The following is a 24,129-nucleotide window of genomic DNA, read 5'->3' on the forward strand; positions in this document are numbered from 1 at the left end:
GCCGGGAACGGATGACCCGACTGGCTACCATGCACGGCCGGGAGGTGGCGATGACCGACTTCGAGCCACAGTTCACGGTCGTGCTGCGCGGCTACGACGTGCGGGCCGTGGACGACTGGATCGACCAGCTGCGCGCCGGCGGCACCGCACCGGCCCGCTTCCGGGTCGTGCTGCGGGGCTACGACACCGCGCAGGTCGACCGGTACGTCGAGCAGGTCAGCCGGCGCTGAGACGACCGCCCCGGTGTCCATCATGGACGCCGGAGCGGTCGCCGAATCGACCCTCCAGGGCGGTCAGCGACCGACCTTGCGGGTGGCGCGCAGGAACTCCCGGTTCATCCTGGCGATGCTCGCCAGCGGGATGCCCTTCGGGCAGGCCGACGCACACTCGCCGGTGTTGGTGCAGCCGCCGAAGCCGGCCTCGTCCATCGTGGTGATCATGTTGAGCACCCGGGACTCGCGCTCCGGCTGCCCCTGCGGCAGCACGTTCAGGTGGTTGATCTTGGCGGAGGTGAACAGCATCGCCGAACCGTTCGGGCACGCCGCCACGCAGGCGCCGCAACCGATGCAGGTGGCGTTGTTGAACGCCGAGTCGGCATCGGGCTTCGGCACCGGCACCGCGTGCGCGTCCGGCGCGGTACCGGTCGGCGCGGTGATGTAGCCGCCGGCCTGGATGATCCGGTCGAACGCCGACCGGTCCACCACCAGATCCTTGACCACCGGGAACGCACCGGCCCGCCACGGCTCGATGTCGATCACGTCGCCGTCGGCGAACTGCCGCATGTGCAGCTGGCAGGTGGTGGTGCGCTCCGGGCCGTGCGCCTGGCCGTTGATGACCATGCCGCACGAGCCGCAGATGCCCTCGCGGCAGTCGTGGTCGAACGCCACCGGCTCCTCGCCGCGCAGGATCAGGTCCTCGTTGAGGATGTCGAGCATCTCCAGGAAGGACATGTCGCCACTGACGTCGGTGACCTGGTAGGTCACCATCTGGCCGTCGGCGTCCGCGCTGGGCTGCCGCCAGATCCGCAGGGTCAGGTTCACGCGTAGCTCCGCAGGGTCGGGTGGACGTACTCGAAGTCCAGGTTTTCCTTGTGCAGCACCGGTGGCTCACCGACGCCGGTGTACTCCCAGGCGGCGACGTAGCTGAAGTTCTCGTCGTCGCGCTCGGCCTCGCCGTCCTCGGTCTGCGACTCCAGCCGGAAGTGCCCGCCGCAGGACTCCTCGCGGTGCAGCGCGTCCAGGCACATCAGCTCGGCCAGCTCCAGGAAGTCGGCCACCCGGTTCGCCTTCTCCAGCGACTGGTTCAGCTCGTACCCGGTACCGGGCACCTTCACCCGCTGCCAGAACTCCTCGCGCAGCTCGGGGATCCGCCGCAGCGCCTTCTTCAGCCCCTCGGCGCTGCGGGCCATGCCGCACTCGTCCCACATCAGGGTGCCCAGCTCACGGTGGAACGAGTCGACGGTGCGGTCACCGTCGACCGCCAGCAGCCGCTTGATGCGGTCCTGCACCTCGGCCACCGTGGTGGTGATCGCCGGGTCGTCCGGCTCGACCGCCTCGAAGCCGCCGCGGGCCAGGTAGTCGTTGATCGTGGCGGGCAGCACGAAGTAGCCGTCCGCCAGGCCCTGCATCAGCGCCGAGGCACCGAGCCGGTTCGCCCCGTGGTCGGAGAAGTTCGCCTCGCCGATCACGAACATGCCCGGGATCGTCGACTGCAGGTCGTAGTCGACCCACAGCCCGCCCATCGTGTAGTGGATCGCCGGGTAGATGCGCATCGGCACCCGGTACGGGTCCTCGGCGGTGATCCGCTCGTACATCTCGAACAGGTTGCCGTACTTCTCGGCGACCTTGTCCCGGCCCATCCGGGCGATCGCGTCGGCGAAGTCGAGGTACACGCCGAGGCCACCGGGGCCGACGCCGCGCCCCTCGTCGCACACGTTCTTCGCCGCCCGGGAGGCGACGTCCCGCGGTACCAGGTTGCCGAACGACGGGTAGATGCGCTCCAGGTAGTAGTCGCGCTCGTCCTCGGGGATCTGCTCCGGCGAGCGGGTGTCACCCTTCTTCTTCGGCACCCAGATCCGGCCGTCGTTGCGCAGCGACTCGCTCATCAGGGTCAGCTTCGACTGGTGGTCGCCGGAGCGCGGGATGCACGTCGGGTGGATCTGCGTGTAGCACGGGTTGGCGAAGTGCGCGCCGCGCTTGTGCGCCCGCCAGATCGCCGTGGCGTTGGAACCCTTGGCGTTGGTGGACAGGTAGAACGTGTTGCCGTACCCACCGCTGGCGAGCACCACCGCGTCCGCGAGGTAGGTGGAGATCTCCCCGGTGACCAGGTCGCGGGCCACGATGCCGCGGGCCCGGCCGTCGATCACGATCAGGTCGAGCATCTCGGTACGCGGGTGCATCTCGACGTTGCCGGCATCGATCTGCCGGCTCAGCGCCTGGTACGCGCCGAGCAGCAGCTGCTGGCCCGTCTGCCCGCGGGCGTAGAAGGTGCGGGAGACCTGCACGCCGCCGAACGACCGGTTGTCCAGCAGCCCGCCGTACTCCCGGGCGAACGGGACGCCCTGCGCGACGCACTGGTCGATGATCTCCACCGACACCTGCGCCAGCCGGTAGACGTTCGACTCGCGGGAGCGGAAGTCGCCGCCCTTGACGGTGTCGTAGAACAGCCGGTAGACCGAGTCGCCGTCGTTGCGGTAGTTCTTCGCCGCGTTGATGCCGCCCTGCGCCGCCACCGAGTGCGCCCGCCGCGGCGAGTCCTGGTAGCAGAACTGGATGACGTGGTAGCCCTGCTCGGCGAGGGTGGCACCCGCCGAGCCGCCGGCGAGGCCGGTGCCGACCACGATGACCCGGTGCTTGCGCCGGTTCGCCGGGTTGACCAGCTTGGCGCCGAACCGCCGGGCGTCCCAACGCTCCTGGACCGGGCCGGACGGTGCCTTGGTGTCGACGATGTCGTCGCCGACCGTGTAGGAACCAACCTTTTTCGACATGATCAACTCACCAGCCCGGTCATCACCGCGACCGGTACGGATAGGAAGCCCACGGTGATCACGAGCGCCAGGGCGGTGGCGATCGTCTTGAAGGCCACGTTGCGGGCCGCGTTGTTGGCGCCGAGCGTCTGCGCCGCCGACCAGAAGCCGTGGTAGATGTGCAGGCACAGGGCGAGCATCGCGACGACGTAGATCAGCCCGATCCACCACACCTGGAAGTCGGCCACGACGTTCTGGTACGGGTGGCCCGCCTCGCCACGCGGGTTCACCGCACCGACGGTCAGGTCCAGGATGTGCCAGACCACGAACAGCGCGAGGATGGCGCCGCCGTAGCGCATCGTGTTGGTGGCGAAGGTGGCCCGCCACGGCCGCTTCGACCGGTAGCGCTGCGGCCGGGCGTGCATGTCACGGTGCGTCAGCTGGATCGCCGAGACCACGTGCGCCACCAGGCAGGCCAGCAGCACCACCCGCTGGATCCACAGGTACCAGCTGTAGTGCAGGGCCGGCTCGCCGATCGTGCGCAGCCAGTGCGCGTAGCCGTTGAAGTCGGTCGGGCCGAAGAAGATCTTGAGGTTCCCGGCCATGTGCACGATCAGGAACAGCAGCATGATCACGCCGGTGGTGGCCATGACCGCCTTCTTGCCGACGGTCGAGTGCCACAGCGTGCGGAGGGGTGAGGGGCGGGCTGCCCGGGTCGCTATTGCCACGTCCGACAACGGTAGGACCGGTTGTGCCATGAGGTCCAAGACATGATCGCGCTGGACTCGATAGCCTCCAGCTATCGTGGAGCGGTGCAACTTCAGCAGCTCGCCTACTTCCTCGCCGTCGCGGAGACCCGGCACTTCACCCGCGCCGCCGAGATGGTGCACGTCGCCCAACCGTCGCTGTCCAAGCAGATCCGGGCGCTGGAACACGAAATGGGCGCTCCGCTGTTCAGCCGGGCGAGGGGCAACATCTCCCTCACCCCCGCCGGCGAGACGCTGTTGCCGCTGGCCAGGAGGATCCTGGCGGACGTCGACACGGCCCGGCTGGAGGTACAGGAGCTGGTCCAGCTGCGCTCCGGCCGGGTCCGGCTCGGCGCCACCCCGAGCCTGCTCACCGGCCTGCTGCCGGCCGTCCTGCGGGAGTACCGCCGGCAGTATCCGGGCATCCGGTTGACCATCGAGGAGTCCGGCTCCCGCGATCTGGTCCGCGACCTGGCCGAGGGCGAGCTGGACGTGGCGCTGATCATCCTGCCGGTGGCCGCCTCCGGCCCGGCCCTCGCCACCACCCCGCTGCTGCGGGAGGAACTCGTCGTCGCCTCCGCGATCGACGCGCCGCCACCCACCGACGACAACGCGATGCGCATCACCGACCTGGAGGACCAGCCGCTGGTGATGTTCCGCCGCGGGTACGACCTGCGCGAGTTCACCGTGACCGCCTGCCACGACGCCGGGTTCGAGCCGCGCTTCGCCATCGAGGGTGGCGAGATGGACGCGGTACTCGGCTTCGTCTCGGCCGGCCTCGGCCTCGCCGTGGTACCCAGCATGGTGGTCGCGGACAGCTTCCGGATCACCCCGTTCGCCCGGCCGGGACTGTCTCGCACCATCGGGCTGGCACACCGCAAGGACGTCCAGCCGCCGCGGGCCGCCCGCGCGCTGCGCGACGTGTTGCTCGGCTACCTCGACCAGGCGGCGCGCGCCGGCACCCTCCCCCGCGGTACCCGCCCGGTCGCCTGACGCCCGCGCTGACGGGGGCCGGGTGACCGGGGTGGCGGCGATCACGAACAATCGCAGCATGAGCGACTACACCGGCTGGCGGCCCGACCAGAACCCGGGCGCGACCGCGCCGACCGGCGGCTGGGGCTCCCCGACTCCGCCGCGGCCCCGGCGCCCCGCCTGGTTCCCCGCCGTGCTCGCGGTCGGCGCCGCGGCGCTGGTCGGCATTGTCGTGGTCAGCGTGGTCCTCGCCGTTGGCGGCGGCACCAGCGGCCAGCCCGGCGCCGGCGGCCGGACCCCGTCGCGCACCGCCACCCCGTCGGCCTCTGCCTCGGCCTCGGCCTCGGCGAAGACGTACAGCGCGCTGCCGAAGGAGTGCTCGATCGGCAGCAGCAAGCCGAAGCTGGTCGACGGCGCCAAGACGGACAAGACCACCGACAAGGACCAGTGGGCGTGCTCCTGGGAGATCTTCCGCAGCGACAAGTGCGCCTACCTGCAGGTTCAGGTGACCAGGTCGGTCAGCTCCCGGGGCCCGATCGAGGACGCCAAGAGCAGCTTCGCCGACGACAAGTCGTACGCCGGCGAGGCCAACAACAAGTACGAGAAGGACCCGAAGGACATCTCCGGGCTCGGTGACGAGGCGTTCACCGCGAAGTACACCAACGTCGTCGTGTACGGCAACACCGAAGCCGACGCGAAGAGCTACCACCTGGGCGGCGCCTGGGTCGAGGCACGCGCCGGGAACGTGGTCGTCTCGGTCAAGTGGGGCGGCGCCAGCTACGACGGCGCCAGCTCGGACGGCAAGTCCTACTCGGGCACCAACCTCGGCTACTCGACCGCCGACAAGCAGGCCCGCGCGATCGTCAAGTACGTGCTCGGCCGGCTGTCCTGACCTGAGGGCGGGTGCTGCTGCTCGCCGCCGGGGTTCGGGCCGCCCCGTGCTGCAACCCCCGCGCCGGAGGAACCGGCGAGGATCGGCGACCGGTACGAGCCGACGGGCCACCGGCACCGTCGACGACGGCCGGCTGCACCTGGACCCCGACCGGTACACCGGTGCTGGTGATCGCCCGCTGACCCGGTGCCGTGGCGGCGCCGGTGTGGCGCCGCAGTGCCGGCGCCCGCCACCGGTTCGGCACCCGGTCGGCGGGCGGGCGCCGGGTCAGTGCTTGCCGGACTTGTCGCCCCGGCGTTTGCGCGGCCGCACCGACAGCTGGATCGGGCTGCCGACGAAGCCGAAGTCCTCGCGCAGCCGCCGCTCCACGTACCGCACGTACGCCGCGTCCAGCGCGCCGGTGGTGAACAGCACGAACCGCGGCGGGCAGATCCCCGCCTGGGTGGCGAACAGGATCCGTGGCTGCCGACCTCCCCGTACCGGGTGCGGGTGCGCCTGCACCAGCTCGGTCACCCACTGGTTGAGCCGCCCGGTCGGTACCCGGGTCTGCCAGCCGGCCAGCGCCGTGCGCATCGCCGGCGCGAGCTTGTCCACCGCCCGGCCGGTACGCGCCGAGATGTTGAGCCGCGGCGCCCAGGTGATGCGGCGCAGGTCGCGCTCGATCTCGCGGGCCAGGAAGTAGCGGCGGTCCTCGTCGACCAGGTCCCACTTGTTGAAGGCGATGACCAGCGCCCGGCCGGCTTCCTCCACCTTGGTCAGGATCCGCTGGTCCTGCTCGGAGATCGGCTCGCTCGCATCCAGCAGCACCACGACCACCTCGGCCGCGTCGATCGCGGCGTTGGTGCGCAGGCTGGCGTAGTACTCGGTGCCGCTCGCGGTGCCGACCCGCTTGCGCAGCCCGGCGGTGTCCACCAGCTGCCAGGTCTGCCCGCCGATCTCGGCGAGTGAGTCGACCGGGTCGACGGTGGTCCCGGCGACGTTGTCGACGACCGCGCGGTCCTGTTTGGTCAGCTTGTTGAGCAGGCTCGACTTGCCCACGTTCGGCCGGCCGACCAGCGCGACCCGGCGCGGTCCGCCGGCACCAGGCTCCGCCGCGGCGGGCTGCTCCGGCAGCTTCGCCACCACCAGGTCGAGCAGGTCACCGGAGCCGCGACCGTGCAGTGCCGAAACCGGCAGCGGTTCGCCCAGCCCGAGCGACCACAGCGCCGCCGCGTCCGACTCCAGCCGGGTGTTGTCGATCTTGTTGGCGACCAGCAGCACCGGCTTGCCGCCGCGCTGCAGCACCCGGGCCGCCGCCTCGTCGGTGTCGGTGCTGCCGACGACGCCGTCGACGACCAGTACCACCACATCGGCGGCCTGCATCGCGGACTCGGCCTGCGCCGCGATGGCCGCCGCGCGGCCTTTCGCGTCGGGCTCCCAGCCGCCGGTGTCCACCACGGTGAACGGCCGGCCGTTCCAGGACGCGTCGTAGGCCACCCGGTCCCGGGTGACCCCCGGGGTGTCCTGGACGACCGCCTGCCGGCGCCCGATGATCCGGTTGACCAGGGTCGACTTGCCGACGTTGGGCCGGCCGACGACCGCCACCACCGGCACCGGCCCGGTCGGCTGGTCCGGCAGCGCGAGGCCGGGCGCGCCGAAACCGTCGTCGGACAGCAGGTCGAACTCCCCGTCGTACGCCGCCGGGTCCGGCGCGTGGCCGGCGTCCCGGGAGTCCGGCGGTACCGCGCCGGTCATGGCGCCTCGACCCCGGCCGGGGCGTGCGCGGACAGCAGCCCGAGCAGCCGGTCGACGACCTGGTCGATCGACTCGTACGTGGTGTCCAGGGCGATCGCGCCGTCCGCGGCGGCGAGCGGTGTGGTCACCTTCGAATCGGCGGTGTCGCGGCGCTGCAGGTCGGCCGCGGTGGCCGCGACGTCCGCCGCGGTCTCGGCGCTGCGTCGACGGGCCCGCTCGGCCGGATCGGCGGTCAGGAACACCTTCAGCTCCGCATCGGGCGCCACCACGGCACCGATGTCGCGACCCTCCACCACGATGCCGCCGACGTCGCGGGCGGCGTCGATCAGCCGGCGCTGCTCGGCGATCAGGTGCGCGCGCACCGCCGGCACGCCGGACACCGCGGACACCGCCCCGGTGACCTCGGGGCCCCGGATGGCGGCGTCCACCGGGACGTCACCGACCCGGACCGACACCGCGGTCGGATCGGTGGTGATGGACAGGGCGGCCGACCGGACGCAGGCCGCGACCTCGTCGGCGTCGCTGAGCGGCACGCCGGCGGCCAGCACCGCCCAGGTGGCCGCCCGGTACATCGCCCCGGTGTCCAGGTAGCCGGCGCGAAGCGCGACGGCCAGCCGCTTGGCCACGGTCGACTTTCCGGAGCCGGACGGCCCGTCGATCGCGACCACGCCGTGAAACGGCGTCCGATTGCTGTCGGTCTGCACCGCTGTCCTCCCTGGACATGCCGTCAATCTGCTGGCGCCTGGCCGCAGCCGCACCGCCCCGTCGGGCCGGCCGGCGGCACGCCGACCGGTCGCTGCCGGCGCCGGACACCACCAGCGAGTCTACGGAGCGCCCCGGATGCACCGAGCACCGCGCCGCCGGGTGGCGCGCGGCCCGATCGGCCAGGTCCCGGCGGCGAGGTGGCGAACCGGTTCACCTCAATGCCGGACCTACCCCGGGTCGTCGCCGTTTTCAAAGCTCGAAGGCCGGTCGGCCGAGAGTTGACGAAACCGCTACGAAAATTGACTTGCACAGGGATTGCGCAGCACTCCGGACCGCTCTAATCTCCTTCTACCAGCTCAGGTCGGATCGTATCCGAGCACGTCTTTTACCGTGCCCGGCGCGGACTCGGTGGCGTGTCGTCATTTCTTGAAGCCACGATGACGCGGCGGAACCGGTGTTCGTGCGCCCGTAGCCCGCATTCATGGTGCTCTCATTCCAGCTCATTGCTGAACCGGTCAACCACAAAACGTAGCGGCTCCGTGGAGGAGGCAGCACGATGACCGAGAAATCCGCACCACAGACCACCCGCCGACAGTTTCTCGCCGGGGTGTCGTTGGCCGGAGCCGGCGCCGCGTTCGGCGGCACCCTGCTCACCGGTTGCGGCAGCGGCGGCAGCGCCGGCGGCAAGCGCGGCAAGACCCTGTTCGTGGCCGGCTTCCAGTGGTCCCCGCCCACCACGTTCAACCCGCTCAACCCCAACGCCGGCTGGCCCACCGCGCAGGACAACATGCAGCTGGTCTTCGAGACGCTGTTCGGGTTCAACCTGCTCAACGGCAAGCTGGAGCCGCAGCTGGGCAGCAAGCTCACCGCGCCGGACGACCACACCCTGCAGGTCGCGCTGCAACCGAAGGCGACCTGGCAGGACGGCAAACCGGTCACCGCGGACGACGTGGTCTACACGCTGGAGCTGGCCAAGAGCCACCCCGAGGTGCCGTTCGGGGCGTTCTTCGAGTACGCGAAGTCGGTCACCGCGACCGACCCGCACACCGTGACGATCGAGCTCGACGCGAAGCAACCCAACCCCGGCATGGTCAAGTCGTCGCTCGCGACGGTGTACATCATGCCCAAGCACATCTGGGCGCCGATCGAGCAGAAGACCAAGCAGCTGTCCGAGTACCCGGTGACCAAACCGGTCGGCTCCGGCCCGTACCAGCTGGACAAGTACTCCGCCTCGCAGCTGGCGTACACCCGCAACGACAAGTACTGGGGCAAGGCGGTGCGCGGCAAGCTGCCCGTACCGCAGTACCTGGTGCACCCGATCTTCAAGGACAACAGTGCCGGCAACCTCGCGTTCGAACGCGGCGAGGTGGACGTGATGCAACAGTTCACGCCGGAGATCTGGAAGATGTGGCAGGACAAGCACGAGCCGGTCGGCACCTGGTACGACAAGGCGCCGTACCAGGTGCCCGGGTCGATCCCGATGCTGGTGGTGAACACCACCAAGAAGGGGTTGGACAATCCGAAGGTGCGCCGGGCGCTCGCGTTCGCGATCGACTACGCCCGGATCGCGAAGACCGCGATGTCGCAGTACTCCGATCCGGCCCAGTCCAGCGTGATCCTCCCCCGCGGTGTGGAGGAGCAGTACTTCGACGCGCAGAACGTCGCGCAGCACGGCTGGAAGTACGACCCGGCGCAGGCTCGGTCGATCCTGGAGAACGAGCTCGGCGCGAAGAAGGGCTCCGACGGGGTGTATCGGCTGCCCGACGGCACCCGGCTCGGCCCGTGGTCCGCGCAGACCCCGACCGGCTGGTCGGACTGGCAGACCGCGCTGCAGGTGGTGGCGGAGAGCACCAAGGCGGCCGGCTTCGACATCTCGACGAAGTTCCCGCAGCAGGCGCAGACCACCACCGCGGTGCAGAACGGCAACTTCGACCTGGCCTGCTGGTACGTGGCCGGGGTGAGCGCGGCGAGCCCGTGGCAGCGGTTCCGGGACGTGCTCGACTCGCGCGGCGTGTCGAAGCCGGGCACGTCGGCGTTCTACAACTACGGCCGGTTCCACGACTCGCGAGTGGCGCCGCTGCTGGACAAGGCCGCCACCCAGACCGGCGACGCGGCCAAGCAGACCTACGGCGAGCTGGACCGCATCTTCATGGCCAACGCACCGATGATCCCGCTGGTGTACCGGCCGCTGGACTTCTACGAGTTCAACACCAAGACCTGGAGCGGCTTCCCCACCGCGAAACATCCCACCGGGCCACCGCAGTTCCGCGGTGCCGGCATCGACTGGCTCTACGACCTCAAGCCCACCACGAAGTCATGAGCGCCCGGCGGAGGTGGTGAGGGGGTGTTCATGAGCCTGCCGCGGTACCTGGGGCGCAAGGCGGCGTGGTATCTCGGTGCGCTGCTGGTGGCGATCCTGCTCAACTTCCTGCTGCCGCGACTCATCCCGGGCAACCCGGTCGACACGATCGTGTCGTCGCTGTCGCGCGGTGGTGTGGAGGGCAGCCAGCTGCACGCCATCCACGCCCACTACGTGCACGAGTTCGGCCTGGACAAGCCGCTGTGGCAGCAGTTCGTGGTCTACCTGGGCCACCTGGCGCACGGCGACCTGGGCGTCTCGTTCGCCCAGTCGCCGGCGACCGTACAGGGGCTGATCGGGCAGGCGCTGCCGTGGAGCATCGCGCTGCAGCTGCCGGCGATCCTGATCGGCTGGCTGGTGGGCAACGTGCTCGGCGCGCTCGCCGCGTACCGCGGCGGCTGGTTCGACCGCGGCGCGTTCCTCGGCTCGCTGTTCACCTCGTCGATGCCGTACTACTGCGTGGCGATCCTCCTGCTCTACCTGCTCGCGGTGGTGATCCCGGTGCTGCCGCCCTCGGGCGGCTACTCGTTCGGCAACTCGCCGGAGCTGTCCGCCGCGTTCGTCTCCGATGCGCTGACGCACTACTGGTTGCCGTTCCTGTCCCTGGTGATCGTGTTCGTCGGCGGCCAGGCGGTCGGCATGCGGTCGATGGCGGTGTACGAGCTGGGCAGCGACTACGTCAACTACGACCGGGGGCTGGGGCTGCGGGACCGGACGATCGTCCGGTACATCTTCCGTAACGCGATGCTGCCGCAGGTCACCGGGCTCGCGCTGTCGATCGGGACGCTGGTCGGCGGCGCCCTGATCACCGAGATCGTGTTCTCCTACCCGGGTGTGGGCACCCTGTTGTTCACCGCGATCAGCCAGAACGACTACCCGGTGGTGACCGGTCTGACGCTGCTGATCGCGGTGGCGGTGCTGGTCGCGAACTTCTGCGTCGAGGTCGCGTACGGCATCATCGATCCGCGCATCCGGGCCAGCAGCCGAGGTGACCGCTGATGTCCACCGCACGCTTCTCCACCCGGTTCTACGTGGCGGCCGGCATCGTCGCCGCGGTCCTGCTGTTCGGACTGGTCGCGCCGCTGGTGTTCCGCACCCACCAGGTCGGCGACGTGGTCGGCGGCCTGTACGACCACCCCAGCGGGCACGCTTGGCTGGGTACCGACAACCTCGGTCACGACGTGTTCACCAACCTGATGTACGGCACCCGCACCTCGCTGGTGATCGGTCTGGTGGCGGGCGCGATCGCCACCCTGCTCGGGGTGGCGATCGGTACCCTCGCCGGCTATCGCGGCGGCGCCGTCGAGGAGGGGTTGATGGGTTTCACCAACGTGATCCTGGCGATCCCGTCGATCGTGGTGCTGGTACTGATCTCCATCGCGCTGGGCACCCGATCCACGGTGACCCTCGCGATCGTGCTGGCGGTCACCAGCTGGCCGTGGACCGCCCGCGCGGTGCGCGCCCAGGCGTCCAGCGTCCGTACCCGCGAGCACCTGGACGTGGCCCGGCTGTCCGGCGCCGGCACGTTCTCGCTGATCTGCTACGACGTGGTGCCGTACATGCTGTCCTACATCTGCATGGCGTTCGTGTTGCAGGTCTCCGGCGCGGTGCTCAACGAGGCGGCGCTGTCGATGCTCGGCCTCGGCCCGTCCGGCGGGGTGTCGCTGGGCATCATGCTGCACTGGGCGCTCGCCTGGGAGTCGGTACGCACCGGCGCCTGGTGGGCGTTCGTCCCGCCGACGCTGATGCTGACGTTGCTCGCGTTCGCGCTGCTGATGTTGCAGTCCAGCCTGGACGAGGTGTTCAACCCGCGGCTGCGCCGGCACGCCGGTACCGCACGCCGCCGCCGGCCCGGACGGCGCGCCCCGGTGACCCCGCCGGCGCCGCCGGCGCGGCGGCCGGTACCGGAAGGAGCGGCGGAATGAGCGACACCACCGCACCGGCGCCACTGGTGCACGCGCGGGGGCTGCGCGCCGCGTACCGCGGGCAGCGCGGCACCGACGTCGTGGCGGTCGACGACGTGAGCCTGGAGCTGCCCCGCGGCCAGGTCCTCGGCATCGCCGGCGAATCCGGCTGCGGCAAGTCGACCCTGGCCGCGGTGCTGTCGCTGACCGCGCGGCCGCCGCTGTCGGTGCTCGGCGGCGAGCTGACCATCGACGGCGAGCAGCTCGACCTGTCCGGCGGCCGGCGCCCACCGCGAACCTGGCGGGGCAGCGTCGTGTCGCTGCTGCCCCAGGGCGCGATGAACTCGCTGTCGGCCACCACCCGGGTGGGCGACCTCGCCGTCGACGTGGTCCGGGCGCACCGCGGCCGGATCCGCCGGGCCGAGGCGCTCGACCTGCTCACCGACCGGTTGGACGCGCTGGATCTGCCGCGCCGGGTGGTGCACAGCTACCCGCACCAGCTGTCCGGCGGGATGCGCCAGCGGGTGGTCACCGTGCTGTCCACGCTGCTGGATCCGAAGCTGCTGATCGCCGACGAGCCGACCTCTGCGCTGGACGTGTCCACCCAGCGGGCACTCACCGAGCTGCTCCGCGAGCTGCTGCACCGCGGGCTGGTCGGCGGGATCGTGTTCGTCACGCACGACCTGCCGGTGCTGCGCGCGGTCGCCGACCGCATCGCGGTGATGTACGCCGGCCGGCTGGTCGAGGTCGGCGACGCGGCCGGGCTGATCGACGACCCGCGCCACCCGTACACCGCGGCGCTGCTGGCCTCGGTGCTGGTGCCGGAGCCGCAGATCCGTACCCGCCGGGTCGGCGGGATCGCCGGGGCGCCGCCGGACCTGTCCGCACCGCCCGCCGGCTGCCGGTTCCATCCGCGGTGCAGCCTGGCCAGCGACGTCTGCGCCGAACGGGAACCGCCGCTGCTCGGCACCATCGGCGGCGGCTACGCGACCTGCTGGTGGCGTGCCGAGCATCCCGACGAGCCGCTGGAGGCGAGGCTGTGAGCATCGAGGCGGACCCACCGGCCGGCGCCGCGACACCGGCCGCCGACGGCACCGAGACCCCCGCGGCCACGGGTGCGCCGCTGGTCGTCGCCGAGCACCTGACCCGGGTGTTCGGCCGGGGCAGCACGGCGGTACGGGCGGTCGACGACGTGTCGTTCGAACTGCGCCGCGGGGAGATCACCACCGTGGTGGGCGAGAGCGGCAGCGGCAAGTCCACGCTGGCCCGGATGCTGCTCAAGCTGCTGCCGGTCAGTTCCGGGCGGCTGGTGTTCGACGGTGCCGACGTGACCGGCCGTACCGACACCACCGCGTACTGGCGGCAGGTGCAGGCGGTGTTCCAGGACCCGTTCAGCGCGTTCAACCAGTTCTTCACGGTACGGCGGCTGCTCGCCCGGTCCCGCCGGCTGCTCGGCGCCGAACTCACCGAACAGCGCATGCTCGACGCGCTGGAACAGGTCGGGCTGCCGGCCGGCGACGTGCTCGGCCGGTACCCGCACCAGCTGTCCGGCGGGCAGCGGCAGCGGGTGATGATCGCCCGCGCGCTGCTGATGCGGCCGAGCCTGCTGATCGCCGACGAGGCGACCTCGATGCTGGACGCCTCGCTGCGCGCCACCATCCTCAACGTGCTGACCGACCTGCGTGACCGCGCCGGGCTGACCATCCTGTTCATCACCCACGACATCGGACAGGCCTGCTACGTCTCCGACCAGGTACTGGTGCTCAGCCAGGGCCGGCTGGTCGAGGCCGGGCCGGCCGAACGCGTCATCTTCGATCCGCGGCACGACTACACCCGCAAGCTGCTCGCCGACGTACCGCGGCTGCACGACGCCGGCTGATCGCCCCCGCACCGGCCCCCGGCACCGACCGTTAGAGTTCGGGGATGCGCTTCTGGCCCCCCGTCACCCCGCCGCCCGCGCGCTGAGGGCGCCGCGGCAGCACCCCACCGCCACCGGTTCCGCACCGGCGCGGCGGTGGTCCCGTGCGCTGCCGGCATCGATCCGACGCCGCCCGCGCCCACCACCGGTCCACACCGATCTCGTCGTGGGAGCAGCGCCGTGTCCACCTCCACCGCACAGCCCGCGGTACCGTCCTCCAGCAGCGCCGGAGCGCTGTGCGTCCTCGCCGCCGCGGCCCTGTGGGGCAGCACCGGCACCGTCAGTACCTTCGCACCGGCGGGGGTGCCCGCCGTCGTCGTCGGCTCGTCCGGCCTGGCGATCGGCGGCCTCCTGCTGTACCTCACCGGCCGGCTCGCCGGCGCCGGGCCGGCCGCCCGCGGCCGGCGCGAGTACGCGCTGGTCGTGCTCGGCGCCGCCACCGTCGCCGGCTACCCGCTGACGTTCTTCCCGGCCGTCGCCCGGGCCGGCGTCGCACCGGGCACGGTGATCATGCTGTGTTGCGCGCCGGTCAGCGCCGGGCTGCTCGACTGGCTGCTGCGCCGGCACCGCCCGCGACGCCGGTGGGTGCTGGCGACCGCCGGCTGCCTGGCCGGCGCCGTGCTGCTGGCCGTGGGCGGCGACGCGACCGCGCACCTGGACCCGGTCGGCATCCTGCTCGCCGTGGCCGCCGGCGCGAGCTACGCCGCGTACACCGCGATCGCCGGGCTGCTGATCTCCCGCGGTCGCGGCTCGGCGCCGGTGACCGGCGCGATGTTCGGCGGCGGCGCGCTGCTCGTCCTGCCGTTGCAGCTCGCCGCCGGGCCGGCCTGGATGCTGCACGGCCACGGGCCGCTGGTGGTGGCCCACCTGGCGCTGGTCACCACGTTCCTCGCCTACGTGCTCTACGGTCGCGGGCTGCGCACGGTCACCGCGGCCGTCGCCACCACGCTCGCGCTCGCCGAGCCGGCCGTCGCCACCGTACTGGGTGTGCTGGTGCTGCACGAGCGGCTCGCGGTCGCCGGCTGGGTCGGCGAGGCGCTGCTCGGCGCCGCGCTGCTGCTGCTCGCGGTCGGTCAGCGGGCGCCGGCCTCCACCGCGCCGTAGAGCCCGCCCAGCTCCTCCCGGCTCAGCGGCCGGGTCACCCCCGGCCGCAGGTCACCCAGTGCCACCGAACCGATCCGGGTGCGGATCAGCCGCTCCACCGGATGCCCGACCTCGGCGAGCATCCGGCGCACGATCCGGTTGCGCCCCTCGTGCAACACGACCTCGACCAGCGCCCGGCCCCGATCGGTGGACACCACTCGGAACCGGTCGACCGCGGCCGGCCCGTCCTCCAGCTGCACCCCGTCGCGCAGCCGACGACCGACCGCCGGCGGCACCGGGCCCGGCACCTGCGCCAGGTAGGTCTTCGCCACCTCGTACGACGGGTGCATCAGCCGGTGCGCCAGATCGCCGTCATTGGTCAGCAGCAGCAGACCCTCGCTGTCGGCGTCCAGCCGACCGACGTGGAACAGTCGCGTCACGTCCCCCGGCACGTACTGGGCGAGAGTGCGCCGGCCGCGGTCGTCGGACATCGCCGACAGCACCCCGCGCGGCTTGTTCAGCGCGAGGTGCACCATCCGGTCGTCGGTGACCACCCGTAGCCCGTCGACGTGCACCACCGAGACCCGCGGGTCGGCCCGGTCGCCGAGCTGCGCCTCGCGACCGTCCACGGTCACCCGGCCGGCCGCGATCAGCTCCTCGCAGGCCCGCCGCGACCCGAGCCCGGCGGCCGCCAACACCTTCTGCAACCGCTGCAGGCCGTCGGGCGCAGCGGCGGAGTCGGCGTGGCTCACGGTGTCTCCTCGGGGAGGTCGTCGGGCAGGAACGGTGCCAGGTCGGGCAGGTCGTCGGTCGAGTTGATGCCCATCCGCTCCAGGAACAGAGTGGTGGTGCGGTACAGGTACGCGCCGGACTCCGGCTCGGAGCCGCACTCCTCGATCAGCCCGCGGGTCACCAGGGTGCGCATCACGCCGTCGCAGTTGACACCGCGGATCGCGGACACCCGGGACCGGCTCACCGGCTGCTTGTACGCGACCACCGCGAGCGTCTCCAGCGCCGCCTGGGTCAGCCGCACCTGTTGACCGTCGAGTACGAACCGCTCCACGTACGGCGCGAAGTCGTCCCGGGTGTAGATCCGCCAGCCGCCCGCCGCCTGGCGCAGCTCGAAACCGCGCCGCTGCGCGCTGTACGACTCGGCCAGCTCGCGCACCGCCGCCGCCACGGTGGCCGTCGGGCGCTCCAGCACCTGCGCCAACACCACCTCGCTGACCGGCTCGTCCACCACGATCAGGATGGCCTCCAGCGCCGCGCGCAGCGTCTCCGGATCGTCCAGCTCCGGCAGTGCCCGCGGCTCGGCCGCGGCGGCGGTCGGTTCCGGCGCCGGTTGTGCTGCCACGCCCGACCCGGCACCGCCCGCAGGCCCGACACCATCGACCGGCGAAGCGCCGGCCGCAGGCCCGACACCGGCCGCAGGCCCGACACCGTCGAGCGTCCCGGCGCCGTTGTTCGGCTCGGCGTCCGGGCCCGGCCCGGCATCGTCGGCCGCACCGTCGGCCGCACCGTCGGCCGCACCGTCTGCCGCACCGTCGGCCGCACCGTCGGCCGGCGCGCTGGCGCACGCCGGCTCCGATGCCTCGGCCGGCCGTTCGTCGTCGTCCGTGGACACCTCCGCGCCCGGTGCGAGCGACGGGGTCGTGGAGGACGTGTCGGCGACCGGCTCCCGGTCCCCTGAGGTCGACTCGGCCTCGAGCGTCGGCGGTTCGGCATGATCCGGCGTCGCCCCGTCGGCAGGCCCCCGGCAGTCGGCCGGGTCACTGCCGTCGGCCGGGTCACTGCCGTCGGCCCGTTCACGGTCGTCGGCCGGGTCACTGCGCTCGGCCGGTTCACGGTCGTCGGCCGCGGCCGGATCCGGCGGTACGGCATCAGCGGCCGCGTCGTCGGCGGCGGGTGCCGGGCGGGCCCACGGCGGGGTCCACGCGGCCACCCGGTCGGCCAGCGACGACGCGTCGCCGCGCGCCTGGTCGTCTTCGCTGCCGGTCACGTGCTGCTCTCCCCCGTTGCTGCTGCGGCTGCGCCTCGTCGGTGTCGCCGGCCGGGCCGCCGGCATCCCCGGACGCTGGGTCCGCGGCCGGCGGGGTGCCCGCGTACTCGTCCACGTCGAGCGTGGCCGCGCCGTCGCCGCCCTGCCACCGTACGGTCAGCTCGCCGAGCGCCTCCAGCTGCTCGAACCCGACCATGTTCTCCCGGTACATCTCCAGCAGGGCGAGGAACCGCGCCACCATCTCCAGCGTGTTCGCGCAGTCCGAGCACAGCGCCCGGAACGTACCGGTACCGATGCGCTGCAGACGTTCGGCCAGGATCGCGGCGTGCTCCCGGACGCTGACCCGCACCATGTGCACGTGGTCGATCGTCACGGTCGGTGGTGCCTTGGGTGTCATGCCGCGCACCGCGAGCTGTGCGAACCGGTCCAGCCCGATGGACAGCACGATCTCCGGCAGCACCTCGGCGTACCGCGGCTCCAGCCCGACGGTGCGCGGGTAGCGCCGGGCGGCCGACTTCTCCAGCTCGTCGAGGTGCGCCGCCGCCTGTTTGAACGCCTTGTACTGCAGCAGCCGGGCGAACAGCAGGTCGCGCGCCTCCAGCAGGGCCAGGTCCTCCTCGTCCTCCACCTGCGCGGAGGGCAGCAGCCGGGCCGCCTTGAGGTCCAGCAGGGTGGCCGCGATGATCAGGAACTCGCTCGCCTCGTCCAGGTCCCACTCGCTGCCCATCGCCCGGATGTGCGCGATGAACTCGTCGGTCACCCTGGACAGCGCAACCTCGGTCACGTCCAGCTTGTGCTTGCTGATCAGCTGCAACAGCAGGTCGAACGGACCCTCGAAGTTGTCCAACCGGACGCTGAACCCGCCGCGGCGCTCACCGCCGTCGGCCCCGGCCCCGGCGTCGGCGTCGGCGTCGGCGTCGGCGTCGAGGGTGTCGTCGGCCGGCTCGGTGGCACCATCGACCTCCCCGGTCGTACCACCGGGATCGCCGCCCAGGCCGTCGGCCGTCCCGGACCCGGTCGTGGGATCGAGAGCGGAAGCGGCGGTCGGTGACCGCTCGGGTTCGGACGGTGCGGGCGTGCTCACCTGCGCAACGTTACCCACGCCGGGCTGGTCCGCCGCACCGGTCACCACCCCGGCACCGGCGCGTGTTCGGGCAGCCGGCCCACCGTCACCCCAGCCACCGAACGACCGTACCTACATCCCCTGGCGCAGCGACTGCTGGCCGATGACCTCGCGGGCGAGCTGGCGGTACGCCCGGGCGCCGGACGACGAGGGCGCCCAGGTGGTGATCGGCTCGCCGGCGACCGTGGTCTCCGGGAACCGGACCGTACGGGTGATGACGGTCTGGTAGACCCGCTCGCCGAACGCCTCGACGACGCGCTGCAGCACCTGCCGGCAGTGCGTGGTACGCGAGTCGTACATGGTGGCGAGGATGCCTTCCAGCTCCAGGTCGAAGTTGAGCCGCTCGCGCACCTTGTCGATGGTGTCGAGCAGCAGCGCCACCCCGCGCAGGCTGAAGAACTCGCACTCCAGCGGGATCACCACACCGTGCGCGGCGGTCAGCGCGTTGACCGTCAGCAGTCCGAGCGACGGCTGGCAGTCGATCAGGATGTAGTCGTACTCCTTGAGCGCCGGGCGCAGCACCCGGGTCAGCGTCTGCTCCCGCGCGACCTCGTTGACCAGCTGGATCTCGGCCGCCGACAGGTCGATGTTGGCCGGCAGCAGGTGCAGCCCGTCCACGTTGGTCTTGAACAGCACCTCGTCCAGGCCGACGTCGCGCTGCATCAGCAGGTTGTAGATGGTCAGGTCGAGGTTGTGCGGGTTGACCCCGAAGCCCACCGACAGCGCGCCCTGCGGGTCGAAGTCGACCATCAGCACCCGCCGCCCGTACTCCGCGAGCGCGGCGCCCAGGTTGATCGTGGTGGTGGTCTTGCCGACGCCACCCTTCTGGTTCGCCATCGCGATGATGCGGGCCGGCCCGTGCCGCTCGACCGGCGGCGGCTGCAGGATCGGACGCTTGATCGTGTACGCCGACGGGTCGGCCGGCCCCAGCTCCGCCTCAGCGCCGAGCTCCATGGGAGGCGGCTCCTGCCGGAGCTTGTCCCACGCGTCCCCGCTGAGACTCGTCATCCTCAACACCCTTCCCACCGGCTGCCCGGAAATCCCGGCGCCGCCCCGGACCACCGGGGAAGAGGGGCGGCCGTGGCCCGACTGTACGCCACGGTGGGATCTTCTCGCCCGCCATCATCCCCGGCGTGTCGCAACGGCGGCACGCTCCTGTCCTGCACCGGACACCGTCTGATCGGGCACCGGCGCGTCGAGTCAAACGGTACGGGTCGGCTCAAGCCCGCGCGCGTGGATGGGTCGTGGTGTACACCTCACGCAGTTTGTCGACCGTCACCAGCGTATAGACCTGTGTGGTCGTCACCGAGGCGTGCCCGAGCAGCTCCTGCACCACCCGCACGTCGGCGCCGCCGTCGAGCAGGTGGGTGGCGAACGAGTGGCGCAGCGTGTGCGGCGACACCGACCCGGCCAGCCGGGCCCGCTGGGCCGCCCGGCGCAGGATCGACCACGCGCTCTGCCGGGACAGCGCGCCGCCCCGGGCGTTGAGGAACAGCGCGCCGTGCCCGCCGCCGGCGCGGGCCAGCGCCGGCCGGGCCCGGATCAGGTACGCCGAGACCGCCCGGCAGGCGTAGCCGCCGACCGGTACCAGCCGGGTCTTGCCGCCCTTGCCGGACAGCCGCACGGTGCTGCCCGCCGCGTCACCGGTACGCCCGTCGGCGAGGTCCAGGTCGTCGACGGCGGCGCCGACCGCCTCGGAGATGCGCGCGCCGGTGCCGTACAGGAACTCCAGCAGCGCGCGGTCGCGCAGCGCCAGTGGGTCGGCGTCGGTCTCGGCGCCGGCCGCGGCGAGCAGCTGCTCCACCTCGTACACCGACAGCGCCTTCGGCAGCCGCCGGCCCGGCGTCGGCGGGTGGACGTCGTGCGCCGGGTCGCCGTCGGTGAGCCCCTCCGCGGCGGCGAACCGGTGCAGCCCGCGCACCGCGCTGACCGTCCGGGCGGCCGAGGAGACCGACAGCGGCGGGTGCTGCTCGTCGCCGAGCCGCAGCGTGGCCAGGAACTCCGCGACGTGGCCGGTGCCGACCTGGGCCAGCGCGGTGACACCCGCCGCGACCAGCCACTGCTGGTAGCGACCCAGGTCCCGCCGGTACGAGCTGAGCGTGTTGCCGGCCAGCGCCCGCTCCACGAGCAGGTGGTCGAGATAGGCCCGCACCGCCGCCCGAAGCTCGGGGGTGGTCTGCTCCGGCCCGTCGGGTGCGGGTTCCCGCCGGGCAGCCCGGGAGGTCGACATCTCGCCCGACACGTCGCTGGACACGCCACCTCCACTGGCCGCACCCCATCCTAGGAGGTACCGGTCGGGCTTCGGGCCACCGTGCGTGATCATCGGTCGCGAGACGGTCCGTGGTATGGACGTGGGTCCGGAACCCGCCACCGTTACGGTCGGTTTCCGGCCCCTCCGTTGGCAGCGACCTGCGGATTGGATACCGTCGCCGCCATGACGTACGACCCAGGCGGTCCGTATCCTCCGCCCAACCAGGGGCCCGGCGGGGGAAACAACCAACCTGCCAGCGGGCCCGGCTATCCGACCAGCGGCGGTCCGTACCCGCCCGCGTCCGGCAGTCCGTACCAGGGCGGCAACCTGCCGGCGCCGGGCAGCGGACCCGGCTACCCGAACAGCGGCGCCGGGTACCAGGGGGCGGGGCAGGGCGGCTACCCGCCGGCCGGTGACCCGTATCAGCAACAGGGCTACCAGCAGGCGTACCAGGATCCGTACCAGCAGGATCCCTATCAGCAGGGCTACGGGCAGCCGCCGGGATACCAGCAGGGCTACCAGCAGCCGGCCCCGGCCGGTTACGGGCAGCCGGCGTACGACCCGGTCACCGGGCAGCCGCTGTCGGACAAGACGAAGCTGATCGCGGGCCTGCTCAGCATCCTGCTCGGCGGGTTCGGCGTGGGCCGCTTCTACATGGGCTACGTCGGGCTCGGCGTACTGCAGATCGTGGCCACGGTCTGCACCGCCGGCATCGGCGCGATCTGGGGCCTGATCGAGGGCATCATCATCCTCGCCAACAACTCGATCCCCGACTCCGAGGGCCGCAAGCTGCGCGACAACTGACCGGGCCCCCGGGCGCTCGGCCCGGCCGGGCCGGGGCGGGGCGCCCGCAGGCTGCCGAGCACCCGCACCCGGCAGCCTGCCCCGGGCGGGGCGCCCCGCACGAACCGCGCGCCCCGCACGAACCGCGCGCCCCGCACGAGCCGGGCGCTCCGCACGAGCCGGGCCCCCACGGTACGGGTCAGGCCGGGCGCAGGCCCGTCCAGCCGTTGTCCCGGCTGCGGGCCGCGGCCAGCACCCCGGCGACCGCCGTGGCATTGGTGAGCTCGCCCGTCGTCACCATCGCCACCGCGTCGGCCAGCGGCACCCAGCGGGTGGTCAGCCCGGCCTCCTCGGCGGTGCGTTCGAACCGCTCGTGCGCCGGCACCGGTGCCACCTCGCGAGCCAGGTACACCCGGATCCGCTCGTCCGAGCAGCCGGGCGTGGTGTGCAGTTCGAGCAGCATCCGCCAGTCGCGAGCCGTCAGGTCCGCCTCCTCGGCCAGCTCGCGCCGGGCGGTGTCCACCGGCGCCTCCCCCGGCACGTCGGTCAGTCCGGCGGGCAGCTCCCACATCGTCTCGCCGACCGGATGCCGGTACTGCCGGATCAGCAGCACCGACTCGTCGGCGTCCACCGCGACCGCCGCCACGGCCCCGACGTGATGCATGAAGTCGCGCCGCGCGACCTCCCCGTCGGGCATCCGTACCTTGTCACTGACCAGCGAGAACACCGGGTTGACCGGCCGCTCGACGTGCTCGACGACCGGGTAGTCGGACCGGCCGGCGCTCACGAGCTCGCCCCGGACACCGCCGCCCGCGGCGCGACCGCCGCGGAACCGGCCGACGCACTCCCCGCCGCGGAGGTCGTCGTGGAACCGGCCGACGCACTCCCCGCCGCGGAGGCCGCCGGGGAACCGGCCGACGCACTCCCCGCCGCGGAGGCCGCCGTGGAACCGGCCGACGCACTGCTCGCCGGAGCGATCGTCGGGACGTCGTCATCGGTGTCGGGCAGCGTCACCGGCAGCCGCTCGGCCTGCTCGTAGTCCACCGCGGCGGCGACGAACGCGCGGAACAGCGGATGCGGCCGAGTCGGCCGGGACTTGAACTCCGGGTGCGCCTGGGTGGCGACGAAGAACGGGTGCACCTCGCGGCGCATCTCGATGAACTCCACCAGCCGGCCGTCCGGCGAGGTACCGCTGATCTCCACGCCGGCCGCGGCGAGCTTGTCCCGGTAGGCGTTGTTCACCTCGTACCGGTGCCGGTGGCGCTCGCTGACCTCGGTCGTCTCGTACGCCTGGGCCACCTGCGAGCCGGCCGCGAGCGTCGCCGGGTACGCGCCGAGCCGCATGGTGCCGCCCATGTCCCGCTCCCCGGCGACCACGTCACGCTGGTCGGCCATGGTGGCGATCACCGGGTGCGCGGCGCGCTCGTCGAACTCGGCCGAGTCGGCGCCGGCCAGGCCGGCCACGTTGCGCAGCGTCTCGATGACCATGCACTGCAGGCCCAGGCACAGCCCGAGGGTCGGAATCGCGTTCTCCCGCGCGTACCGCACCGCGCCGATCTTCCCCTCGATGCCCCGCACCCCGAACCCGCCGGGGATCAGCACCCCGTCCACGCCGCGCAGCGCCGCGGCGGCACCCGCCGGGGTCTCGCAGTCGTCGCTGCGCACCCACCGGATGTCCACGTGCACCCGGTGCGCGAAGCCGCCGGCGCGCAGCGCCTCGGTCACCGACAGGTACGCGTCGGGCAGGTCGATGTACTTGCCCACCAGCGCGATCGTGACGCTGCCGCGGGACCGGTGCACCCGGTGCAGCAGGTCGTCCCAGCGGGTCCAGTCGACGTCCCGGAACGGCAGGTCCATCCGGCGCACCAGATAGGCGTCCAGGCCCTCCCGGTGCAGCACCTTCGGGATGTCGTAGATGCTCGGCGCGTCCGGGCAGCCGATGACCGCCTCGGCCTCGACGTCGCAGTACAGCCCGATCTTGGCCTTGACGCCCGCCGGGATGTCCCGGTCGGAGCGGCAGACGATCGCGTCCGGCTGGATACCGATGTTGCGCAGCGCCGCCACCGAGTGCTGGGTCGGCTTGGTCTTCAGCTCACCCGACGGCGCCAGGTAGGGCACCAGCGAGACGTGCAGGTAGAAGCAGTTGTCCCGGCCGATCTCGTGCCGCAGTTGCCGGATCGCCTCCAGGAACGGCAGCGACTCGATGTCGCCGACGGTGCCACCCACCTCGGTGATCACCACGTCCGGCGTCGCGCCGTCGGGGCCGGGCACCGCCATCGCCCGGATCCGTTCCTTGATCTCGTTGGTGATGTGCGGGATCACCTGGACGGTGTCACCCAGGTACTCGCCGCGGCGTTCCTTGGCGATCACCGTCGAGTAGACCTGCCCGGTGGTGACGTTGGCGTACGCGCCGAGCGGCGAGTCGAGGAACCGCTCGTAGTGGCCGACGTCCAGGTCGGTCTCCGCGCCGTCCTCGGTGACGAACACCTCGCCGTGCTGGAACGGGTTCATGGTGCCCGGGTCGACGTTGAGGTACGGATCGAGCTTCTGCATCACCACCCGCAGCCCGCGTGCGGTGAGCAGGTTACCGAGGCTGGAGGCGGTCAGGCCCTTACCGAGCGACGAGGCGACGCCCCCGGTGACGAAGATGTGTTTGGTCGTGCGCGCCGAGCCGGCCAAAACGGACTCCCGTGGT

The 24,129-nt window shown here is 72.1% G+C and carries 21 protein-coding genes and 1 pseudogene; 10 read left to right on the forward strand and 12 right to left on the reverse strand.

The features are described from left to right. The first annotated feature begins 50 nt into the window (after window positions 1–50). On the forward strand, window positions 51–230 hold the full coding sequence (locus Athai_RS14945; protein WP_203962052.1) for a DivIVA domain-containing protein: 180 nt from the start codon (window positions 51–53) through the stop codon (window positions 228–230). A gap of 63 nt (window positions 231–293) precedes the next feature. Here Athai_RS14945 and Athai_RS14950 read toward each other — a convergent pair whose 3' ends face one another. From Athai_RS14950 to Athai_RS14960, 3 genes are read right to left on the reverse strand one after another with little or no spacing between them, the layout of a single operon-like run. Beyond that, on the reverse strand, window positions 294–1,040 hold the full coding sequence (locus Athai_RS14950) for a succinate dehydrogenase/fumarate reductase iron-sulfur subunit (RefSeq protein ID WP_203962053.1): 747 nt from the start codon (window positions 1,038–1,040) through the stop codon (window positions 294–296). After that, window positions 1,037–2,986 carry a fumarate reductase/succinate dehydrogenase flavoprotein subunit gene (locus tag Athai_RS14955; protein WP_203962054.1) on the reverse strand — a complete coding sequence of 650 codons (1,950 nt, stop codon included), beginning with the start codon at window positions 2,984–2,986 and terminating at the stop codon, window positions 1,037–1,039. Before Athai_RS14955 ends, Athai_RS14950 begins: the two co-directional genes overlap by 4 nt. Window positions 2,987–2,988: 2 nt before the next feature. Then, window positions 2,989–3,693 carry a succinate dehydrogenase cytochrome b subunit gene (locus Athai_RS14960; protein ID WP_203962055.1) on the reverse strand — a complete coding sequence of 235 codons (705 nt, stop codon included), beginning with the start codon at window positions 3,691–3,693 and terminating at the stop codon, window positions 2,989–2,991. An 84-nt stretch (window positions 3,694–3,777) separates the two neighbouring features. Here Athai_RS14960 and Athai_RS14965 point away from each other — a divergent pair, with 84 nt between their 5' ends. Continuing rightward, entirely contained in the window at window positions 3,778–4,704 is a 927-nt protein-coding gene (locus tag Athai_RS14965) for a LysR family transcriptional regulator (protein WP_239156947.1), read from the forward strand. Between the two features lie 58 nt (window positions 4,705–4,762). Beyond that, window positions 4,763–5,575 carry a hypothetical protein gene (locus Athai_RS14970; protein ID WP_203962057.1) on the forward strand — a complete coding sequence of 271 codons (813 nt, stop codon included), beginning with the start codon at window positions 4,763–4,765 and terminating at the stop codon, window positions 5,573–5,575. 267 nt (window positions 5,576–5,842) lie between these two features. On the opposite strand, the gene der is transcribed toward Athai_RS14970, so the two are convergent. Both der and cmk read right to left on the reverse strand, forming a co-directional pair. Then, window positions 5,843–7,309 carry a ribosome biogenesis GTPase Der gene (der, locus tag Athai_RS14975; protein ID WP_203962058.1) on the reverse strand — a complete coding sequence of 489 codons (1,467 nt, stop codon included), beginning with the start codon at window positions 7,307–7,309 and terminating at the stop codon, window positions 5,843–5,845. Next, window positions 7,306–8,013, reverse strand: coding sequence for a (d)CMP kinase (gene cmk, locus Athai_RS14980; RefSeq protein WP_239156948.1), 708 nt, complete (start codon window positions 8,011–8,013; stop codon window positions 7,306–7,308). Before cmk ends, der begins: the two co-directional genes overlap by 4 nt. Window positions 8,014–8,570: 557 nt before the next feature. On the opposite strand from cmk, the gene Athai_RS14985 reads away from it, so the two are divergent. The 6 genes from Athai_RS14985 to Athai_RS15010 all read left to right on the forward strand — a co-directional run bounded on the left by Athai_RS14985 (window position 8,571) and on the right by Athai_RS15010 (window position 15,299). Then, complete coding sequence (locus Athai_RS14985) at window positions 8,571–10,334, forward strand: ABC transporter substrate-binding protein (protein ID WP_203962059.1); 1,764 nt, start codon at window positions 8,571–8,573, stop codon at window positions 10,332–10,334. A 30-nt stretch (window positions 10,335–10,364) separates the two neighbouring features. Next, window positions 10,365–11,372, forward strand: a complete 1,008-nt coding sequence (locus Athai_RS14990) for an ABC transporter permease (RefSeq protein ID WP_203962060.1) — start codon at window positions 10,365–10,367, stop codon at window positions 11,370–11,372. Then, a complete protein-coding gene (locus Athai_RS14995) occupies window positions 11,372–12,298 on the forward strand; it encodes an ABC transporter permease (RefSeq protein ID WP_203962061.1) in 927 nt (308 codons plus the stop codon). The genes Athai_RS14990 and Athai_RS14995 overlap by 1 nt, the downstream gene beginning before the upstream one ends. Continuing rightward, complete coding sequence (locus Athai_RS15000) at window positions 12,295–13,320, forward strand: ABC transporter ATP-binding protein (protein ID WP_203962062.1); 1,026 nt, start codon at window positions 12,295–12,297, stop codon at window positions 13,318–13,320. The genes Athai_RS14995 and Athai_RS15000 overlap by 4 nt, the downstream gene beginning before the upstream one ends. Further along, the gene (locus Athai_RS15005; RefSeq protein ID WP_239156949.1) at window positions 13,317–14,156 is read left to right on the forward strand and encodes an ABC transporter ATP-binding protein; all 840 of its coding nucleotides are present in this window, start codon (window positions 13,317–13,319) and stop codon (window positions 14,154–14,156) included. Before Athai_RS15000 ends, Athai_RS15005 begins: the two co-directional genes overlap by 4 nt. 219 nt (window positions 14,157–14,375) lie before the next feature. Next, window positions 14,376–15,299, forward strand: coding sequence for an EamA family transporter (locus Athai_RS15010; RefSeq protein ID WP_203962063.1), 924 nt, complete (start codon window positions 14,376–14,378; stop codon window positions 15,297–15,299). Here the strand turns inward: Athai_RS15010 and Athai_RS15015 are convergent. The 5 genes from Athai_RS15015 to Athai_RS15035 all read right to left on the reverse strand — a co-directional run bounded on the left by Athai_RS15015 (window position 15,269) and on the right by Athai_RS15035 (window position 20,630). After that, complete coding sequence (locus Athai_RS15015) at window positions 15,269–16,030, reverse strand: pseudouridine synthase (RefSeq protein WP_203962064.1); 762 nt, start codon at window positions 16,028–16,030, stop codon at window positions 15,269–15,271. The two genes, Athai_RS15010 and Athai_RS15015, sit on opposite strands and share 31 nt — an antisense overlap. Continuing rightward, window positions 16,027–17,277, reverse strand: a complete 1,251-nt coding sequence (scpB, locus tag Athai_RS35285; protein WP_203966737.1) for an SMC-Scp complex subunit ScpB — start codon at window positions 17,275–17,277, stop codon at window positions 16,027–16,029. Before scpB ends, Athai_RS15015 begins: the two co-directional genes overlap by 4 nt. Further along, complete coding sequence (locus Athai_RS15025) at window positions 17,159–18,361, reverse strand: segregation and condensation protein A (RefSeq protein ID WP_420829782.1); 1,203 nt, start codon at window positions 18,359–18,361, stop codon at window positions 17,159–17,161. Before Athai_RS15025 ends, scpB begins: the two co-directional genes overlap by 119 nt. 111 nt (window positions 18,362–18,472) lie before the next feature. Continuing rightward, complete coding sequence (locus Athai_RS15030) at window positions 18,473–19,354, reverse strand: ParA family protein (protein WP_157035239.1); 882 nt, start codon at window positions 19,352–19,354, stop codon at window positions 18,473–18,475. Between the two features lie 265 nt (window positions 19,355–19,619). Beyond that, on the reverse strand, window positions 19,620–20,630 hold the full coding sequence (locus tag Athai_RS15035) for a site-specific tyrosine recombinase XerD (RefSeq protein ID WP_203965733.1): 1,011 nt from the start codon (window positions 20,628–20,630) through the stop codon (window positions 19,620–19,622). A gap of 204 nt (window positions 20,631–20,834) precedes the next feature. Between Athai_RS15035 and Athai_RS34150 the strand changes: the two genes are divergently transcribed. Beyond that, complete coding sequence (locus Athai_RS34150; protein WP_239156950.1) at window positions 20,835–21,455, forward strand: TM2 domain-containing protein; 621 nt, start codon at window positions 20,835–20,837, stop codon at window positions 21,453–21,455. Between the two features lie 178 nt (window positions 21,456–21,633). Here Athai_RS34150 and Athai_RS15045 read toward each other — a convergent pair whose 3' ends face one another. Both Athai_RS15045 and Athai_RS15050 read right to left on the reverse strand, forming a co-directional pair. Beyond that, window positions 21,634–22,221 (reverse strand): NUDIX domain-containing protein, encoded by a 588-nt coding sequence (locus tag Athai_RS15045; RefSeq protein ID WP_239156951.1) that lies wholly within the window; start codon window positions 22,219–22,221, stop codon window positions 21,634–21,636. A gap of 128 nt (window positions 22,222–22,349) precedes the next feature. After that, window positions 22,350–24,113, reverse strand: a pseudogene (locus tag Athai_RS15050) (CTP synthase); the annotation flags it as partial. Window positions 24,114–24,129 lie beyond the last annotated feature (16 nt).

The sequence above is a fragment of the Actinocatenispora thailandica genome, assembly GCF_016865425.1.
Lineage (GTDB): Bacteria > Actinomycetota > Actinomycetes > Mycobacteriales > Micromonosporaceae > Actinocatenispora > Actinocatenispora thailandica.